General features: G+C 37.4%; 16 protein-coding genes and 1 riboswitch. Of the genes, 1 reads left to right on the top strand and 15 read right to left on the bottom strand.

The annotated features are described in order from the left end of the window. Positions 1-68: 68 nt before the first annotated feature. The 6 genes from MHH56_RS08690 to MHH56_RS08665 all read right to left on the bottom strand — a co-directional run bounded on the left by MHH56_RS08690 (position 69) and on the right by MHH56_RS08665 (position 5,867). Entirely contained in the window at positions 69-1,874 is a 1,806-nt protein-coding gene (locus MHH56_RS08690; RefSeq protein ID WP_339207760.1) for an ABC transporter ATP-binding protein, read from the bottom strand. A gap of 24 nt (positions 1,875-1,898) precedes the next feature. After that, a complete protein-coding gene (locus tag MHH56_RS08685) occupies positions 1,899-2,354 on the bottom strand; it encodes a lasso peptide biosynthesis B2 protein (RefSeq protein WP_339207758.1) in 456 nt (151 codons plus the stop codon). 15 nt (positions 2,355-2,369) lie between these two features. Further along, on the bottom strand, positions 2,370-2,687 hold the full coding sequence (locus tag MHH56_RS08680) for a lasso peptide biosynthesis PqqD family chaperone (protein WP_339207757.1): 318 nt from the start codon (positions 2,685-2,687) through the stop codon (positions 2,370-2,372). After that, the gene (locus tag MHH56_RS08675; protein ID WP_339207756.1) at positions 2,688-3,608 is read right to left on the bottom strand and encodes an aldolase; all 921 of its coding nucleotides are present in this window, start codon (positions 3,606-3,608) and stop codon (positions 2,688-2,690) included. It abuts the gene before it with no gap. A gap of 90 nt (positions 3,609-3,698) precedes the next feature. Next, positions 3,699-3,836 carry a paeninodin family lasso peptide gene (locus MHH56_RS08670; RefSeq protein ID WP_339207755.1) on the bottom strand — a complete coding sequence of 46 codons (138 nt, stop codon included), beginning with the start codon at positions 3,834-3,836 and terminating at the stop codon, positions 3,699-3,701. A 93-nt stretch (positions 3,837-3,929) separates the two neighbouring features. Then, on the bottom strand, positions 3,930-5,867 hold the full coding sequence (locus MHH56_RS08665; protein ID WP_339207753.1) for an asparagine synthase-related protein: 1,938 nt from the start codon (positions 5,865-5,867) through the stop codon (positions 3,930-3,932). Positions 5,868-6,197: 330 nt separating this feature from the next. Here MHH56_RS08665 and MHH56_RS08660 point away from each other — a divergent pair, with 330 nt between their 5' ends. Next, the gene (locus tag MHH56_RS08660) at positions 6,198-6,530 is read left to right on the top strand and encodes a helix-turn-helix domain-containing protein (RefSeq protein WP_339207752.1); all 333 of its coding nucleotides are present in this window, start codon (positions 6,198-6,200) and stop codon (positions 6,528-6,530) included. A gap of 14 nt (positions 6,531-6,544) precedes the next feature. Here the strand turns inward: MHH56_RS08660 and MHH56_RS08655 are convergent, their stop codons facing one another. The 9 genes from MHH56_RS08655 to MHH56_RS08615 form a co-directional block, all read right to left on the bottom strand. Further along, on the bottom strand, positions 6,545-6,706 hold the full coding sequence (locus MHH56_RS08655; protein ID WP_339207751.1) for an anti-repressor SinI family protein: 162 nt from the start codon (positions 6,704-6,706) through the stop codon (positions 6,545-6,547). Between the two features lie 18 nt (positions 6,707-6,724). Next, positions 6,725-6,806, bottom strand: a riboswitch (cyclic di-GMP riboswitch). A gap of 198 nt (positions 6,807-7,004) precedes the next feature. Next, entirely contained in the window at positions 7,005-8,051 is a 1,047-nt protein-coding gene (gene galE / locus MHH56_RS08650) for a UDP-glucose 4-epimerase GalE (protein ID WP_339207750.1), read from the bottom strand. 72 nt (positions 8,052-8,123) lie between these two features. After that, positions 8,124-9,026, bottom strand: coding sequence for a beta-1,6-N-acetylglucosaminyltransferase (locus MHH56_RS08645; RefSeq protein WP_339207749.1), 903 nt, complete (start codon positions 9,024-9,026; stop codon positions 8,124-8,126). 103 nt (positions 9,027-9,129) lie between these two features. Then, a complete protein-coding gene (locus tag MHH56_RS08640; protein WP_339207748.1) occupies positions 9,130-11,436 on the bottom strand; it encodes a right-handed parallel beta-helix repeat-containing protein in 2,307 nt (768 codons plus the stop codon). A gap of 50 nt (positions 11,437-11,486) precedes the next feature. After that, the gene (locus MHH56_RS08635) at positions 11,487-13,067 is read right to left on the bottom strand and encodes an oligosaccharide flippase family protein (protein ID WP_339207747.1); all 1,581 of its coding nucleotides are present in this window, start codon (positions 13,065-13,067) and stop codon (positions 11,487-11,489) included. 9 nt (positions 13,068-13,076) lie between these two features. Further along, the gene (locus tag MHH56_RS08630; RefSeq protein ID WP_339207746.1) at positions 13,077-13,547 is read right to left on the bottom strand and encodes an acyltransferase; all 471 of its coding nucleotides are present in this window, start codon (positions 13,545-13,547) and stop codon (positions 13,077-13,079) included. An 86-nt stretch (positions 13,548-13,633) separates the two neighbouring features. Further along, complete coding sequence (locus tag MHH56_RS08625; RefSeq protein WP_339207743.1) at positions 13,634-14,824, bottom strand: glycoside hydrolase family 88 protein; 1,191 nt, start codon at positions 14,822-14,824, stop codon at positions 13,634-13,636. Between the two features lie 23 nt (positions 14,825-14,847). Further along, positions 14,848-16,029: a glycosyltransferase gene (locus MHH56_RS08620; RefSeq protein WP_339207741.1), complete on the bottom strand. Its 1,182-nt coding sequence runs from the start codon at positions 16,027-16,029 to the stop codon at positions 14,848-14,850. Between the two features lie 9 nt (positions 16,030-16,038). Then, positions 16,039-17,232, bottom strand: a complete 1,194-nt coding sequence (locus MHH56_RS08615) for a glycosyltransferase (RefSeq protein WP_339207740.1) — start codon at positions 17,230-17,232, stop codon at positions 16,039-16,041. Position 17,233 lies beyond the last annotated feature (1 nt).

The following is a 17,233-nucleotide window of genomic DNA, read 5'->3' as shown; positions in this document are numbered from 1 at the left end:
TCCCAAGGATTAAAAGCATGTCCCTGTCATGAACTTTTTCTATTCTAATTAGTATAGTAAAGTTCCGCTTATAAAGCTACTTGCAGCTGATTGCCTAACAAACGGCTGAACAGTCCTTTTTTATCCTCAGCGAGCATGATAAAATGGCCCGTTTGCACGATTCTCCCATTTTCCAACACGATAACCTGATCTGCATTCCGAATGGTCGATAGGCGATGAGCAACGACGATAACGGTCATTTTTCCCTTAAGCCGCTCTATGGCTTCTTGAATTTTTGTCTCGTTCAAGCTGTCTAGTGCACTTGTAGCCTCATCCAAAATAAGGATAGATGGCTTTCTTAATATTGCTCTAGCCAAAACGAGTCTCTGACGCTCCCCACCTGATAAACGTATTCCACGATCACCAATAATCGTATCAATGCCATCCGGAAGTTTGCGAACAAATTCAGCCGCAGAAGAGAACTCCATCGCTTCCCATATTTGATCTTCCGTCGCATTCGGATCGATTAATATTAAGTTATCTCTAATCGTCCCATGGAACAGAAACGGCTCCTGCGGGACATAACTGATTGATCTTCTTAACGACAACAGATCCTCATCTGTAAGCGTCTTCCCGTCAATGAGCACAGAACCTTGATCAGGCTTCAACATGCCCATAATCATATCAATTAATGTACTTTTACCTGCACCTGATTGACCAACAATTGCAGTCATACCATTAGCAGGAATACGAAGATTAATAGCTTCTAATGTATAGTCTACCTGATCTTGATCGTAACGGAAATATACTTGACGGCATTCAAGCTGATGCTCGAACTTCATGCTGCCAACATTCTCATCTTCGTATTGAATGATATCTGTTACTTCCTGAACTTGCATGCATTCTTCTTGAAGGTTCATCAATGTTTTGAAAGCGGGTATGGAGGAAGCAATTAGTTCAACATTGGACTGAATTCCTGTGAATCGTGGCCATAGACGAGCGAAAATAGCAATGATAAGCAATAAATACCCGCCTTCTTGTTGGAACATTGTCGCCGAGAACAAAATAAATACAGCTATCATAAGTGAAGAAGTCAACTTGTAAACAAGCTGAGAATTATTACTGACAATACTATTGCTATTCCGCTCTTCCGCTTGTTTTCGAGTCCAGCCCAGCATCCAACGATAACGTGATGTCTCTAAAGAGTTACTCTTAATATCCTTCATTCCATTGAACTGATCCGTAATGCCTGCCATATAACCTTGATAAAGTTCAATAGCTTCACTTCCAAGCTCTTTTGATTGTTTAATAAATCGACGAGATATAAAAATGACAATTAAACCAAAGCCAAGCACAAAAAGCGTCATCTTAGCCGAAATTACAAATGCAATACCTATTTGAATCATTGTAAAAATGATTGATGTCAAAAGTTGAAGAATAAGGTAAGCGCCATTAGTCACACGCCATAATTGATCGGTCAAAGATGAGATGAGATCTGTTTTTCGTTTTTTTAAAAAGAAAGCCCACTGTGTTTGCAATAATGTTCGATATATTTCTAATCTCACACTATTAACATACCCTGTCAAAATTCGCGTTTCGCGTATGCTAAGATTTCGACTTACAAAACTTTGACCGATAACTAATGTTAAATATACGGAAAGGATGATCAATAAGGCTTGCAGTTTAGGCATAACTTGCAAAAATTCAAAAAAGGCGAGGCCAGGTATAGCGTGGATTTGAAAATCAATAATTCCGATAATAGATAATAAAGGGATTAATAATAACATTCCAGCGCCCTCTAACAAACCAATGAGCATCATGCCGAATAAATTGAAATAAAGCACCTTGCCAGAGTAACTATGTAGCTTCTTAGTGAAATATATAATGTGACTCATTACCTCATCACTTTCCATTCTTTTTCATTGAATGAACTTAGCGAACATACCCGTTACGGTAAATCTGTTCATTTCTTCAGCACCTGAGACAACCAATGAACCGCTCCGAAGCCAAGCATGAGCGATTAACTTCCCGTTCTCGTCCTTTGCTGTTCCTAAATACAAGGTGCTTTCAATTTGACGTCTTTCCAGCATCTTCATAGCAGTAATCGCTCGAACTAAACACTTTGTCTCCCAAAACGTATTTCTTCCCATTATTTCTATCGATTGATAAACATTGAAAATTATCTCGTGATTTTGCTGACTATATTCAGAGTCGGTTTCCTTCAAATAAACGCCTAGTGTAGGAGCTATCCGTGAGAATGGAAAATAAAGCAGCTGCATTCTTATCCTTCCCAAATATAAACCTGTCTCGATAAAGAGGAGCAGCGTCTTCATATCCAAAGAAAAAACTGTTTTACATTTTCCTATAATCCCCATTTTCTCACCTTAACGTTATAGACTGTAGTGAATTAATTTTTCTTCTGACAGATGAAGCAGGAACGGCAGCAGTTGCTCTTCACAAGTAATCCGATCGACATCATATTGTTCTATCAACTTATCAATTAGTTGCATGACAGGAATAGGCTCCTGTATTAGCTCCCAAATCTGACTCCCCATAATGCCAAGATTATAATAGTTCCCGTTTCTGATACTTAAAATAACTTTTTCACCGCCCATATCACTAACGATATTCTCCTGGTCTCGAACAATACTCGCTTGTACTAGATTTGCCTGATTCAATGTTAGGCTGTTCGTTTCTATTGTCATCATTTATTCCTCCAACGAAATGGTTTTTAATATAAGATCGACTAATTGTGGAGCCGAAAATTCATTTTCCGAACGCCGTAAATGATAGATAGGCAGTCTCTCTCCCAACTTTGAGGAGAAACCGAAATGCCAGCTCACAAGGTTCATTTTTGGAATTAAAAAATGTCTATATGTATGTTGAAATAATAAAGGCAGTCTTTCCAGCTTCTTAACTGCTTGAATATTTATTCCGTCTACATCTGATTTTTCTAATAAGAAAATCCCTGCTAGTGGTATAGGATCCGTATAATATTTATCTTCAACCGAGATGCAGTACTTCGTTTCCCGACCATGAATGGAACGAAGCTCAGCGTTATTCATTCCGAAAGCATCCAAGCTCTGCTGCCATAGCTTCTGCTGCGGATAGGAGGGAGTAACAATAGGGCGATGCTCTGCTGGTAAGAATGAAATAGGAACAATATCATCTGTTACAAGCTTATGTCCCCGTCCTACAAAAGCAGAAGCGAGGGTTGACTTGCCGGCCCCTGATTCACCTATAAAAGCATAGGCATTACCATTAATAACAACTGCACTCCCATGAAGTGGATAAATCGATCTTTGTATAAGTATGATCCCCATACAGGTACCAAGAAGGTACAATCGAATTACATCCTCGTCTGCTTCAGCGCATGGAGACACAATGATCTTATTGCCATTTTGAATACTAAAAACACCGGCATCAGGTAGTCTCATCGTTACTGCTTCTCCATCAACAATAACTTCATAAGGCGATAAATTAAACGCTTCCTTAAAGCTGGGGTCTATCACAACTTCAACATCATTACACACTTGAAGATCATTCATCCTAAGTAGTTCAGGAAATGGAATTTCACTAGATATGTTCAAACCAAATGCTTTATAACCTTCCCTGACCTTTGTAATCAACAGACATCCACTCCATAAAAAGATAATTAACATTCAAGCCCTTATATAACAAACATACAAGGGCTTGAAGTTTAACTTACACAATTGCGATTAGCTATAACGGAGGTCTGGAACGGGAGTTCCAGTTGGGAATGTTGCATCCAAACGAGTACCCACTTTAGGACTAGCTTCAGTCATTTTGACTTCCAGAACTTGTAGTTCTGGCTTGATCCATTGCTTCTTTGACATATGTATCACCTCCTTAATGATGTTTATCACTTTTGTATCCATGAAACCAATCTAGCTTTCCTAGTAAATTAGAGTGATGCTATGAGTAGATGGTTAAAAATGTCGTTTAAGGAATCGATACACAATTACACTTCTCATAAGGGCTCGCAAACCTTCATCCTCTGCTAGATTTGAATCCGCCTTTTTTTTAAAACGTAACAATGCTCCTTTAACCAGGTTGCCATCTACAAGAGACATCATTCTATCATCTTTGCTCATAGACTCTGCCTCTTCGATAAACAAATGCCAATCTGGTCTTATACGATGAAGCCAATCCAAACCCTGAACGCCGCGAACACGCTGGTTGAGCCTTACGTCATCCGGTAAATAATTTTCAGTTGCTCTTCGAATAAGAGCTCGATCTAATCCCTTATGAACATATTGATCCTCTGGTACCGATAAGCAAAACTGGATAACTCTACTATCATTTGACGGATCACGACTCCATAAAGCATTAGGTAACGAAAATTTTGATGTAACTGTATTGGTAGCATTCCAGTATAATGGATTCTCAAAATGTTCTCTTCTTATTTTATAAATGTTCTGCTCGACTAGCCAACCTGTCTGGTCCATTCCATGCTCGCGAAGTTGATCAAAAACTTTAGTTTTCGTTGCAAAATCGCTATTTATAATAGGTCCAATAGAAGGCTCTTGATTGATATGTAATCTGCTAAGTGCTGGAAAAGCCATTTTACTCAAAACAGAAAATACTCGTCCACGCCCAGTCCCCATATTTCTGCTAAATGCCTTTACTTCGTTATGTAAATGAATCCATCTGAAACGTTTTAAGAGACGAGAGTAGTTTTCGAGGGCATCACCCCAAGAAATGGACAAGTTACCTCGCGCACCTGTTAGTAATATGCCAATGTCTTTCGCCGCAGCTTGTTCGAATATGCCTCTTATCCAAAAAGAGTTCTCAAAAAATTTATAAGGCATTTCTAATGTCTCCAGAAATGGATCAATATCTGAAAACGAATTTCTATCTTTAAAGTCAAGATAGTTCGCTTGAAACCCACCAACATACTGGACAGTTGAATTAATATAGGGTGATTCATTAGCAATCGTTTGACGAGAGGTATAATCGTCAAAATCGCTTGGAGGAACATAACTGAATGTATGTATTTCTTTATTTATTGGACGAAGGGCTTTAACTGCAAAACTAACTACTGCTCCTGAATCCAACCCCCCACTTAATTGTGAACCTATTTGTTTGTAAGTGCGCAATCGTGCATTTACTGACTGTTGAAATACATCCCTGAATGCTTCAACATATTGTTCGTCCGTTTTGAAGCGAAGTTTCTTATTTGCCGTTAGCTTAAAATATCGCATGACCTTTACTTGACCATTAACCAATGTCATGCAATGAGATGGCGGCAATTGCAAAATATCCTTATACACATTTTGTGTAACGTCAACAACATCAATTACTGTGCTGATAGCTAAAAACTGTGCCATCCATTGCTCATTCAGACGTTTATGAACATCTGGCAGCTCTAACAGTGGTTTCATCGTCGTACACATCGCTAACCGATTTCCATTCCAGTGATAATACAAAGTTCTGCAACCAGAAAAATCTCTAGCAGCAAATACTCTTTGCTCTCTTTCATCCCATATTACAAAAGCAAAATCACCGATTAGATACTTGGGTGATTCAACACCCCATTTTGCATAGGAGAGTAAAATGAGCTCTGCATCAGTCATTTGCATTCTACGATCAAGGTGTACGTTTAGTGATTCAAATAATTCATTACGGTTATCTATAATTGCATCGGCACTTATGACTAAACGTCTTTCTGAATCATAATAGGGATTGCATTCCCCGACAGACTCTGGTGTAATCCATTGATTATGGCATCCAACAAACACATTGTTCTTATTCCATGCTTGAGCTGTATTGCAAGGAAACCGCGATAATTGCTGCATCAGTCTATTCCCCTGATCTAACACATGGGCTGTCTGATCAACTTCATAAACGACTGCTATTGCGCTCATTCGTGCCTCCGATTTAGATAGCCAGCGTGTTCTTCAATCGAACGAGATGCGAGCATCATTGAATGTCTTTTAGTTCTTAATAAAGAACATATTTGAATAATACACTTGAAAACGGACGTTGTCAATCGTTTTTTCACCAAAATATCACAAAATAAAACGAAACATCGTTCTTTTATAAGAACAACATTTCGAAATGGGTTTAACCTTATTTTTTTCTAATTTAGACGTCATTTTATTTTTTATTCGTTAAAACTTACAAGCTTTCGCAATTAAGAATTATTCGTTATAATAGTGTTAGTCTACAACGAAGAGATAACGGGGGAGTTTGCTATGATCGGAGAACGTATTCAGATGCTGCGCAAGAGAAAAGGCCTATCCCTAACGGAGTTGTCGCAACGGGCAGGCGTCGCAAAATCTTACTTAAGCTCTATTGAACGAGGGCTCCAGCAAAATCCTTCGATTCAATTTCTCGAAAAGGTAGGCGCAGTATTAAACGTAACGGTTGAAGAATTTTTAAATAGCGATGAAAATAATGATCGTAAAACAAGCAATCTAGACACCGAGTGGGCCGATCTAGTTCGAGAAGCAATGGCTTCTGGCGTAAGCAAAGATCAATTTAAAGAATTTTTAGAATTCAATAAATGGAAAATAAAGCGCGAGTAGCGCTTTATTTTCTTTTATACGGCTGTTTCTTGTATATCATCTTTCTTGCTTTCTTCAAGACATAGTAATACCTTTCTAACATCTTCCTTGCTAAACCCCAAAGAACGTGCATTCATGATTAATGCTACCCATTCCATATCTAAATCCTGATTATCCTCTGATTTTGTAAGTACCATTTTCCCATGTCCCCCATTCAATTTGGGACGGTTGCACCACTGACTCCATGCGTTTAAGGTGCCCAGATACTAAACGCATTTCAACGTCTCCCTATGCTTGTCATTCGTTTATAGATGTATTATAAATCACTCTAATTGCGTATGCTGTCGCTTCCTGTCTCACAAAAATGAAAGATAATTACATTTTTTGTCGAATTTATTTAACGATTGTTAAAGGGAGCGGGGGAAGGAAATAGAGCCCGCTAGATCAAATTAGGAGCTCTAAAATGTTGCTTCATTAACAGAGCTATCCGGTATATTATTTTGCTGCAAGTTCAGATTTCAACAGTGTATCTTCTTCATATCCATTCGGATTTGAAAATTGCCATCTCCACGTATCGCTGCACATTTCTTCTATTCCTTTTGTTGCAAACCAATTCAATTCTACATTTGCCTTCAACGTATCTGCATAACAAACAGCAATATCGCCAGGTCTGCGGTTAACGACCTCGTATGGAATGCTTTGCCCAGTTACCTTCTCGAAGGCTGCAATCATCTCTAACACACTGTAGCCATTTCCAGTGCCAAGATTATATATATTCACATTTGATTTTCTACTCATGTTTTCCAGTGCCTTTACATGCCCCTTTGCTAGATCTACTACATGAATGTAGTCTCTCACTCCAGTGCCATCCACAGTTGGATAATCATTTCCAAACACATGTAACTGCTTAAGCTTGCCAACAGCTACCTGCGATATGTAAGGCATTAAGTTGTTTGGCACTCCATTTGGATTTTCTCCAATTCGACCACTTTTATGGGCGCCAATAGGGTTGAAATACCTCAGGATCGTTATTCCCCAGCTGTTATCTGAACTAGCTAAATCCAGTAAAATTTGTTCTAGCATGAGCTTAGTCCGGCCATATGGATTTGTTGCTGAGAGCGGTGAGTCCTCAATAATCGGAACATGTTCGGGCCGTCCATAAACAGTAGCCGAGGAACTAAATACTAATTTCTGAACACCAAATTTCTTCATGACTCCACAAAGAATTAATGTGCTCGTTATATTGGTATGATAATAAGATAAAGGCATTTGTACAGACTCTCCGACAGCCTTTAACCCGGCGAAGTGAATAACGGCATCAATAGCATGATTCGAAAATACATGCTCGAGTCCCTTTTGATCCATAAGATCCATTTGATAAAAGGTAAAGGATTTATTTGTAATCTCTTTTACCCTTTCTAAAGCGATATAGCTGCTATTAGAAAAATTATCAACAACCACTAATTCATATCCCGCTTCAAGAAGCTCAATGCAAGTATGACTGCCTATGTACCCCGCTCCGCCTGTTACTAAGATTGCCATTTTATTTACCCCTCTCAATAATTCTTAATAAAGAACAAATAAATCAAAAAAAATACCTCTCCGATGCTAAGCTCACATGCATACCTTTTCGCTGTAATAATTTATCATTGCTACATCTTCTCTTTCATCGAATTTTCTCGCAAAGTATTTATTCGATTTTTCAATAGAATCAATATCTTTAAAACTTAAGTTTATGGGGTGATTACTATTGTTATATTCTTCACCCCATTTTAAATAAGTTAAATTATCATTAGCGACCTGATCCGCATATTTCGAGTTCATAACTAAGGTTTGAAAAAACCATTCATCTGGGCACAGAGCGTTTTTGAAATATTGATAATACCATTTGTTCTGGTCAATAAAATCTATGATAAATCTTGCAACTTCAATTGGTATGCAGAACCATGAGGAGCCATGATACAACAAATAATTGTTAGGCATTAACTGGCGGTTAGGGAAAAGAACTAAACCTTTCTTATACAGTTTCAGCATTATGCTTCTGAAAACTCTAAGCGGGTGGAATGTATTGTATTGTCTTCTTGCTGAATCAAACCATTTCATATTTACATGTGCAGCAGAAATATCACGATCATGAATAAATTTCGCAGACATAAATATTTTATTGGGATTTTCCATTAAATGAACTTTAAGACCATTTTTAACGAGTAAATCCTGACCGCTCCTTAAGCATACAAAGTCATAATCTACTTTTGAGGTTAATACCTTCCTTAGCAGCATGATCGTTGCATCCACTTGGCTAATATCTCCCCATTTCACATTACAGCTTTCTTCCAACACGTTAATGCGTGGGGATCTATTAATTTTAGGTGATACCTCATCGTAATTTTTTTTATCAATATGAACATATACATCTGCCGTATCGGTTGCAGTCAATTGACTAATAAACGTATTTACTTGGGCTGGGTTTTTATGAATTTGCAATATGTAGGCAGTTGAGGGTAAAGCTGACTTCATTAGTTCACTCCCCTTAATTCTCAATAACGAACATTATATTTTAAAATAGTCCCTGTCTCAACTTGTAAGTGACAGGGATCTATTCTTTTTTTAAGGTTAAAAGCTAGCTGCTGCTAAGATCAGTGTTATCAATCAATCGGACATATGGGGCGGTTCCTGTTACTGTTACACCGCTAAATGTAGATTTAGCGATAGTTACGGATTGATTTTGCCGAATCCAATTTAAATTTACTTTCGTGTTTTCAAGATAAGATTGTGAAAATACAGCTTTGTTCGTATTGTCCGACTTGCCAATAGCTGAATTTATAAAGGTGGTGCCTGAAACGATTGAATTGCCATCCACCGCGATACCAGAATTTTGTAGCAACGATGATCTCAGCGTAACTTGCCGAGTGAACTTTGCATCGGTCGAACCAAGCTGAACGTCACTTGCTCCCATAACTGTACTTTTAGCTCTAATAAATTCACTATTGCTAATGTGAGAAGCCTCAAATTTTGCAGAGCCTTCAATAACCGTCATGCCGTTAATCATGTTTGGGCGTCCTACATAATCTTGAGGTACGTTTATTAAAACATCGTAATTCTTTACCGTAACATTTCTAATGACAGCACCCGCTGCTAAAATATTGAAATTTCGTGCTAAAGTATTATCATTGCGCCAGTCTCGTTCTATTGTGATGTTGGACAAATAACATCTGCCGTAATTAAATCTGCTAATGTTAAATCCAGGCTGGCCAGCGTCTTTAATAACAACCGGTGGACCTCCCTTCGTTTCAGATACCTGAAATGCTACGGAAGAGATATTTACTGTGTAATATAATTTATCAATGCTAATTCCTGTCGGAACCTTGCCTACCCATTGTTCAAATGATATTTGTGCTCCATTGCCCATGCCATGTGGGGTACTATACGTAAAAGTTCCTGTAGTCACATTAACTGCAGGTGTCCCGAAATAGCCATAAACACTGGAGCCAGTAACCGTACCATCTTTAATTGCACAGTTTTGTACGACTGCCCCTCTTACATCATTAAGCTTTAAATTACCCCTAACAAATACAGCGCCATTCACGAAATTATCACCTTGCACACTTAAATCACAATCGATAAAAGTATTGTTTAAATATTTTACTAACGGATAATTAGAATAGGAGCTTATACCTCCAACATTTTTCCCTTCAAAGCTATTTCCAACAAAACTGATGTTAGTGCCATCAACATTGACTATATGCCCTCGCGCATTACTATAGATATAATTGTCTGAAATATAAATTCTATAATTTAGTTCAAATCCTGAAGGATTAGTCGCAGATTTAACTGGTATATTGGTTTCACTTACTTGCGATTCAATGTCAATTCCGAACATAGGAGATGTACCATTTCGGAAATTTGACGTTACCCCATCATCATCAAAACCAATATGATGAATATGATTGCGATAGACATGCACATCGTTTGAACCGCACAATGAAATCCCTTGCCTTCGGCAATGATGGATATTGGTATCATGAATAAGGATCTGGTAACCCATCTGCTCCTGCGTGTACAATGATGGATCATCATAATATTGCTCCCAGCTTGAATAAATCCCATCACCTGTACAATTAGAAATTTCAATATTGCTTATCTCTATTTGATTAGAACCGAGAACACTAACCCCGTAACCCTTCTCATGAGTATAAGCTACATTGTCAACCTTACCTCGAAGCGCGCTAATCTGACTATCCGTCAATGGGGTAGGTAATAAGATGGCAAATACCATTTTGTTGTTTTTACTTACATCCTTATCCTCATTTAAAAGCCAACCTCTTCCGGCTGGATTTGCTGGAGCAAAAGCACCGTTTGTTCGAGAACCTACAAAAGTCGCCTTGGACACGGTATCTTTATATTGATAAAACTGATAGCTGGATGCATTTACACCAGTCATGCTCCATAATCTAAAATTAGTTAGAAGTCCTGGATGCTCGTAACGATCAAGTACATCGCTTCTGATCCAGTTAGGATTATTGTTCAATGTACCGTCAGCATTAATTCCGCCTCTAGTAAAATTCACATAAATTTCATATAAATGTGTCTTCTTGTCACCAATTAGTTGCCCACCTGACAACTTGGCATCACTAATCGCCTTCATTTCAATAATTGAGTAACTCGGTGATGAATTCGTTTCCATTTCGATGGCGCAGCCTTGTTCCAACTCTAGATGAATACCGCTTACTAGTTTAATAGCAACTAAGGAACTAGGATCCATTCTGACGCAATAAACCCCACTAGGAAGAACGATATGCTGATACCCCTCAGACTTGGCCCATACTATAGCATCATTTATGCCTTTAGTCGTTGAGGCTGCATTCGAATTGTCATTGCTTATATTGAAACGATCAAGCTCAATTCGGTATGACCCATATTGCTGCATAACTTTCACCTCCGTTTTACTCTTAACATATGTAGCTTGTCAGAGATAGGTTACTTAGTTCCGCCAACTTCCATATGACGCTTACGCTTAAATGTCTTATGGTAAACATTGCTGAAGTGGGGGACTTTATGCAGCAAAGCAAGTACAACACCATATAAATACTTAAATTCAGCGGTACGGTGAAAAAATACAATGTATATTATATTTACAAGTACGAAGCAAATGAAACTTTGAATAATTAGACCTATTATAGTATTTGAAGGTACAATAATAATAACTCTACTAGAAATCAAACATGAAATCACACCAATACATGTATAGTAAACATAACTACTGTAGTATCTTCTTATAGGCTGATTGAATACCTTCTTATAAACTAACATAGGTGTATACCAAAAAGGGATCGCTAATGCACTTAACACTGATCCTGCAAAAATACCGGCAATCCCCCAGAACTTTACGAAAACCAGTGAAATTCCTAAATTGATTACGGCTTGAAACAAAGGAGAAAACCGATCCTCGTGAAAAATACCGGCTGTCGTTTTAACTGCGCTTAATGAATTGCGCATACCTCTTTCATAGAACGCGATCACAAGTACAAGAAGTACAATTTTGGTCATTTTATATTCAGAACCAATCCAAATATCAATAAAGGGCTCAACCAATAAATAAAGCATGATTGATAATAATGAATATAACCAGAAATTAAGAAGATAAGTGACTTTGAAAATACGATAAATTGCTTCTGCACTTTCCTTCGCGACTAAATTGCCTAGGCTGTGATACATATTGCTAAATACCTGATTCAAAAATGTACGGCAAATATCTATCAGCATTTTATAATTCGAATAAAGGCCTACCGCAGCAATACTTATAAATGAGGAAATAAGAATACTATCCACACCAAATATAAAGTAATTACCCACATTTTGGAGAACGATAGCTTTCATATTTTTTATAAAACTAGCTTTTGTTTCATGATCCAACTTGCTTTTTATCTTCTCTTTAAGGAAAGGATACATTTTATCAACGATATAGGCTACTATAATGGAAGTAATTATGGATAGAATACTCTCTACTATTAAATAGAGTATGTAGTTTTCTGTGAAATAGAGGATTGCAATTTTCATACAAGTCGAAATAATGGCAGAAATCGAGAAAACAATTGTTACGATATAATTTTTCTGGTTTACGTTCAAAAAAGAATTCTTGTAGACAAACAAATAAGGCGCAGCAGTATTAATGAGGAATAGCACATAAATAAAGCTAATGTTTTCAACGTTTGTTTCCTTAATAAATAAATGGAGAAATGGCATAAGACCTAAGCCTAGTAATAAGACAACTCCCGCGATAATTTGATAGGCTTTTTTATACAATTGCATTAATGCTAATATTTTGGGACGATCATTATCAGCTACCGGCTTATATAGATTATAAATAATGCTTGAACCTATACCCGCCTCGGCTAATGTAAGCATAGAGAGAATGCTTGTGAATAATCCGTTGATACCTAAATATTCTACTCCTAAGCTGTGAATAAAGACTGTACGCGAAATAAAACTTAATGCAGTTATAATTATTTGATTACCTAAGCCAGCAGAAATATTAAGCAGTGAACTTTTTATTCTCATTTGTATCTCCTATCTTACAAAGCCCATTGTGCCAAGCAAATCGTGATACATAATATCTTTCTGGTTGTTAGTAATATTACCTTTTACGGTGTAGCTCTCATCGTATTTAGGCAATTTTTCTAATAGCTCATATGTTTTTTGGATATATTCTGTTAGATTATTAATCTCCTTAGCGGGATTACCTGCATAGATAAACCCTGCAGGCACAGATTTTGTTACAACACTACCTGCTGCTATTATAGAACCTTTGCCCACTGTAACGCCCGGCATTATCAATGCTTTTGCACCTATAAATACATCATCCTCAATTGTAACTGCTCCAAGTTTCGTGTATCCAGTTAGGCTTTTGCTGCTAGCATCATGTACTAATATATAAGCTTGAGGCGCAATAGTAACATTATTCCCAATAGTGATTAACCAGCAATGTGAATAATCAAATGTAACTCCAGGTTGAATGGAGCAGTTTCGACCAATTTTCATACCTCTTTTTAAATAGTCCTCTAGCCAAATCTCTTCTAATATCCACTTCCGAAGACGCGATCTTGTATATGAGATGACTCTTTTTATCATTTCAACACAACCCTCGAATGTTTATAATGGTTTATAATCCGAATACAAAACCCTTGTGTAAACGGCAGAACATTAAATAGCATGGAATAAACACCAATATCCTTTGTATCCCCTTGTGAGAAATCCACAGCACCATTTCTTCGAGTTACCTTCATTAAATATTGAATCGCTCGTTCTGTACCTTCGATACATTCCTCTGAAATCTCCTCAATTTGGGAGGCTTGTAGCAAAAACCACCCTAATGTTGCTGTTGCGGAGGAATCTGCTCTTGTCTCACGGCGCGTTACGGTCCAATTCCAATTCCCATCCTTTCCTTGGAAGGTGAGAATGGACTTAGCAAATCTTGTTACAAAATGCTCCAGCCTAGGCTTATATTCATTCCCTTCTGGCAATTCATGCCAGGCATCAATAAGACCTATTGCTAGCCAACCAAGCCCCCTACCCCAGCCATAAAGCCCAAGCGGCATCGAGTTATCTAAATGATAAGCATGACTTGGGATATAGTGTTCATCAAGCATGCCATTTTGTTGATATTGCTCTATCTGTTTTACTGCAAGCTCGACGCATTCCGGTTTATTGTATTTTAAGCCGTATGAAACTAGGAATGGGCAAATAAATCCAATCGTATCAACATAACGATAATTTTTCATAAACTTTCGATATTGAACAGTGCCATCCTCACCAAGATGGGACTGTATTAGTGACCAAGTGCTGTCATATGCTGGCTTGAACCTCTCGGTATTAATACCTTCAAGCTTCATGACACCATACGCAAGAATAGCAGAGTCAATATTAGAAGGTACGTTCTTCCAATTACCGCTTGTATCAAACTTTGCATTTAAAAATTGCTCTATACCGATTATCAATTCTTTATCCGCGCCATTTTTTAGACACTCATTCAAGCCGAGTAATAACGATGCCTCCTGCCAATGCTGGATCACACTCTTGGAATAATTCCCTTTTAGCATGTCAATCGCAATTAGCCTTGTATTGTCGGTTACTTTTATTTTCGGTGTATGATTAAGCCATTTTACGCCCACTTGCGTAATGGATTGATTCCATTCCTGTTTATTCGTATACCTGCCGATATAAATTCTACTTAACCAATCCTTGCTGATCGGCATGATATCTATGGCTACGATTATTATTGTTACAACGATGAACACAATAGCTATAATTTCTAACATCTTATACTCTCCTTCGTACTAACCTAAGTTAATGCATAAAATTTCTCTATCTCCGATTCTGTTCCTAAACTTTCCTTCGACAAACATTCTTTTAATGAGAGTCTTAAAGCATCGCTCTCCATTATTTCAATAATGCCTTCGGATATTGCAGCTGAATTCATTTCTACAATTAATCCATTCTCATAATGTGTAATTTGGTCTTTTGCTGTACTGAAGTTTGTAACAACAATTGGTTTATTCAAGATTTTCGCTTCATCTATTGCTATTGATTTCCCTTCAAAACGAGAAGGCTGGACATAAATGTCTGCTTCTCTGATATAAGGATATGGATTATCCTTAATCCCAATTAGATAAAAATGATCATGTAGTTGGTAATCGTTAATCATTTGCTCAAGCCTATTTCGCTCCTCACCTTCGCCAATCACATACCATCGAATATCATAGTTTTTGTCTACTAAGCTTTTACAAGCTTCTATAGCCATTTCAAAACCTTTCTGTTTGTTCAGTCTACCTATTGAGACAATTGTCGTACTCTTATTGTCATATAAATTGCTGCTCTCAACAGACATTTGGTGGATAAGTGTAGGTGATACAATATTTTGGATAACTCGTACCTTACTCTTATATTGAGGAAATTTTTGCTCTAAAACCTCACCGCAAATATCTGAAACTGTTACAAGATGATCCAAAAATTCAAAAAATTTATTATCAATGTTTGGATCCATTTGAAGCTTATTATAATCATTATGAATATAACCAAGCTTCTTAGTAGCCTTCACTTTTTCTATTCCAAAATAAACTGGGTTTTTCTCCAAATAACCTATGGCAGCATCATATGTTCCTGATAATGATGGCAGCGTGTAAGATAAATACTTCCATACGCGTTGCTCCCGCCTTGAAGCATTTTTTTCTGTATAAAAAATGTAACCTGCAAACAGTCTGAACATTGCAACAGAGAATCTACCTTTTGCTATGCAATCGATAAGAGCAGCTTTTAAGGGCATATCAAAGTATTGGTAGTAGGGCGGCTCCTTCAACAAATTCACTTGCATCGGAAGCTTGCTCAGAAAAATCCCCTCATGCTTGAATAAATATAGATCAACGTCGTATTTGGAGTAATCTATCGTTTGCAGCAAAGACAGCAGTGACTTTTCTGCTCCGCCGCAATTCAAATTGTTCATAATAAACAATAGTTTTTTCTTCATGCCAACCACCTATCCAAGTAAGCTATATAGCTTATTTATTTCCTCTTCTGTGCCTAATTGCAGCTGTGATAAATGTTCGCACATCTGTTTGCTTATTCTCTGATTGTGAATAAGCTCGGATATTCCAAGCGCGACTGCTTCTGCATTCATTTCTACTATTAGTCCTTCTACACCATCTACAATTTGATCCTTTGCAGTGCTAAAATTAGTAATCAAGATAGGTTTATTTAATATTTTGGCCTCATCAATCGCAATGGACTTACCCTCAAACCTCGAAGTCTGAGCATAAATATCCGCTTGCTTAACATAGGGGTATGGGTTTGATTTCAATCCTAAAAGCCTAACATACTGCTGCAACCCGGCTGCTTTAATAAGCTCTGTAAGGCGCTGTCGCTCTTCCCCTTCACCAATAATATTCCATTGAAATTGAATGCCCATGTCTTTCAATAGACTACAGGCTTCAACAGCAAGTTCAAATCCCTTCTGCGTATGAAGCCTTCCAATAGAAAGAATGACGGTCTCTTTTCCTCTCCGTCCGAATACATCATGGGTTCCCTTCTCCGATAGCTGTTTAATTACCTTTGGAGAAACGATATTGTGAATAACCTCAATTTTCTTATCTTGATTTGGAAATCTGCGTTTCAAAATATGTCCACACTCTTCAGAAACGGTAACAATATGATCCAGCTTCTCAAAATAATTCAAATCGAAAAACGGATCCATCCCTAATTTGTCGTAATCATTATGTACCCAGCCTATTTTTTTGACAGCATCAACCTTTTCTGCACAGAAATATATTGATGTTTTCTCCAAAAAAGCAATAGCAGCGTCATACTTCTTATTCATTTTTTCAATGGCGCTAGCCATGTATTTCCAGCTCTTTTGTTCTCCGATGCTTACGTTATTGGAAACTTTATTTTTGTAGCTAAACATAATTCTGTTGTAAGCAAGTACAGCTTTTTTATCCATTAAAAATTTTGATACAGAGTAACGTATTGGCATGACAAAACGATTGTAGCTCTCCGGTAAAGGAAGAACATGAACGTCTTCCGGAATTAACTCCATAAATAGACCTTCATGATTAAACATAAATAAATCAACCTCATATTTTTTAAAGTCTAAGATTGCTAGCAGATTAATCAGGCTTCGCTCGGCTCCTCCGGCAGATAAGCTAGGTATTATAAACAATAGTTTTTTTTTCATT

This window comes from Paenibacillus sp. FSL K6-3182 (assembly GCF_037976325.1).
In the GTDB taxonomy this organism is placed as follows: domain Bacteria; phylum Bacillota; class Bacilli; order Paenibacillales; family Paenibacillaceae; genus Pristimantibacillus.
The sequence above is the reverse complement of the archived record's forward strand: the minus strand, read 5'-3'. Positions and strand labels throughout refer to the sequence as shown.